This is a genomic window from Streptomyces pathocidini, assembly GCF_001418495.1.
Classification (GTDB): Bacteria; Actinomycetota; Actinomycetes; order Streptomycetales; family Streptomycetaceae; genus Streptomyces; species Streptomyces pathocidini.
In genome coordinates, this window is sequence record NZ_LIQY01000332.1 from 1 (window position 1) to 2,526 (window position 2,526).

Genomic DNA, 2,526 nt, shown 5'->3' on the forward strand with positions numbered 1-2,526 from the left:
CCCCTGCACGGTGCCCGGGTTCTCGTACGGCGGCGTGCGTCTCTCGTACCGGCCCGCCCGTGCGCGATGCCTGGCTATGTGCGGCGCACGCCCCGCCCGCGAGTTCCTCAGACCCGGCCAGGCGGAACCGCCATGTCCGCGCGGTCTGCCCGGGCGGACGACGTCCGCTCCCGCACCCGACAATGGACCCGTGGACGAGAACGACGACGGGGCGGTTCCCCTCAGCAGGGGCGTGGACTCGGGGACCGCCAAGCTGATGCCCGACATCGACCGGCCGCGGGCCTGGCTGCTGACCGTGGACGGGGCGCCCCAGTCCTACGTCGACCTGGACGATCCGGCGCACCTGGAGTTCGAGTACGCGCGCCGGCTCGGCCACGTCCTGGACACCGCCGCGGAGCCGGGGCGCCCGCTGGACGTGGTGCACCTGGGCGGGGGCGCGCTGACCCTGCCGCGGTACGTGGCCACGACGCGCCCCGGCTCGCGTCAGACGGTGGTCGAGTTCGACGGCCGCCTCCTGGAACTCGTCGCCGAAGCCCTGCCGTTGCCGCCGGGCTCAGGTATCACGACGTACGCCGCCGACGCCCGTGCCTGGCTCGAAACCGCCCCTCCGGCCTCCGTGGACGTCCTCGTCGCCGACGTCTTCGGCGGCTCACGCGTGCCCGCGCACCTCACCACCATCGAGTACGCACGGGCCGCCGCCCGCGTGCTGCGCCCCGGCGGTGTGTACGCGGCGAACCTCGCCGACAGCGCGCCCTTCGCGTTCCTGCGCTCCCAACTCGCCAACCTGGCCGAGGTGTTCGAGCACCTGCTGCTCATCGCCGAGCCCGGGGTGCTGCGCGGCCGCCGGTTCGGGAACACGGTCCTGGCCGCCTCCGCCGCGGAACTCCCCGCCGCCGCGCTGGCCCGCAGGGCCGCGGCCGACGCCTTCCCGGCCCGCGTCCAGCACGGCCCGGAGCTGGCCCGCCTCTACGCCGGGGCGTCCCCGGTGCCCGACACGGCGGCGGCCCCGTCCCCGGAACCGCCGGAGGGCTCCTTCAGCATCGGCTGACCGAGGGCGGGGCCGTGGGCTGCGCGCCGAGGGCTGCTCGGCGGGCTGAGCCGCGGGGTGACCGGTGGGTTGAGTCGAGGACTGGGCTGCGGGCTCACCCGCGGGCTGAGCTGCGGGGGCGACCGGCGAGCTCACTGGCGGGCTGAGCTGCGGGCTCACCGACTGACCCGCGGGCTGAGCTGCGGGGTGACCAGCGGGCTCACCAGCGGCTAGCCGGCGGGCTGAGTCGAGGACTGAGCCGTCGGCTGAGCCTCGGGACGGCCCCCGAAGCCTGGTCGCCCGCTCTCCGGCCGGCGTCGCAGCCCGCGCACGTCCGGGACCGTCAGGACCGCCGCCGTCAGCAGGGCGATCACGGCCGAGCAGCCCCACAACGCCTCCGCGCGTCCGAAGGTGTCCGCGACCGGGCCCGCGAGGGCCGTGGCAAGGGGGACCATGGCGATCGAGCCGAACCAGTCGTAGGACGCCACGCGCGAGAGCTTGTCCTCGGGGATCTCCTGGTGCAGCGCCATCATCCACGTCACCGCGAAGACCTCCAGGCCGACGCCGCAGACGAACATCACCGCCGTCAGGCCCCCGGCGGGCAGCGGCACCGCGAGCGCAGCCGACGGCAGCGCGAGCGGGAAGACGCACAGCGTCCCCGTCAGCAGGATGCGGCTCGGCTTCCAGCGCGTCATCAGCAGCGCCCCGCAGACCGTGCCCGCACCGAACGCGGCGAGCGCGATGCCCCACGGCCGGGCGCCGCCGAGGAACTCGTCGGCGACCAGCGGCCCGTACACCGCCTCGGCCGCCGCCACCACCCCGTTGACCACCGCGAACTGGGCCACCACGCCCCACAGCCACGGCCGCCCGGCGACCTCCCGCCAGCCCACCCGCAGATCGTGCAGCACCCCGCCGCCCCGCTCCCGTACGGGGACGTGGCTGACGTCGAGGAAGGCGCGCAGCGCGGCGGCGCCCGCGAAGGCCACCGCGTCGACGGCCAGCACCCAGCCGGGCCCGACCGAGGCGACGAGCGCGCCGCCGAGCGCGGCGCCGCCGATGTTCGCGCCGTTCATGCCCATGCGGAAGAACGCGAACGCCCGGCCCGCCTGCTCGCCCGAGACGCTGGAGAGGACCATGCCCTCGGCCGCGGGTGCGAAGAAGGCCTGCCCGGTGCCGCCGAGGGCGGCCAGCAGCGCCATCTGCCACAGCCGGGCCTCGCCCGAGAGCACGAGGACGGCGAAGGCGCCCTGTGAGAGGCAGTTGAGGACGTTCGCGGCGACCATCACGCGGTGGCGCGGCAGCCGGTCCGCGACCGCCCCGCCGATCAGCAGGAAGAGGACGAGCGGGACCGTACGGGCCGCCGCGACCAGCCCGACGTCCGTACCGTCGCCGCCCGCCTCCAGCACCGCGAACGCCGAGGCGATCAGCGCTCCGGAGCTGCCGAGGCCGGTGACCACCGTGGCGGCGGTCAGCAGGGTGTAGTTGCGGCTCGCCCATTC

Annotated in this window: 2 protein-coding genes; one reads left to right on the forward strand and one right to left on the reverse strand. The window is 75.7% G+C overall.

Going from position 1 to position 2,526, the window contains the following annotated elements; translation table 11 throughout:
* Nucleotides 1–256 precede the first annotated feature (256 nt).
* On the forward strand, nucleotides 257–1,048 hold the full coding sequence (locus tag AOK16_RS16465; protein WP_055473000.1) for a spermidine synthase: 792 nt from the start codon (nucleotides 257–259) through the stop codon (nucleotides 1,046–1,048).
* Between the two features lie 209 nt (nucleotides 1,049–1,257).
* On the opposite strand, the gene AOK16_RS16470 is transcribed toward AOK16_RS16465, so the two are convergent.
* Nucleotides 1,258–2,526 (reverse strand): MFS transporter (locus AOK16_RS16470; RefSeq protein ID WP_055472999.1); only part of this gene is annotated, 1,269 nt, incomplete at its 5' end.

Excerpts from the sequence above, each read along its gene's own strand:
- AOK16_RS16465 (WP_055473000.1), top strand. The coding sequence starts at position 257 with ATGCCCGACATCGACCGGCCGCGGGCCTGGCTGCTGACCGTGGACGGG.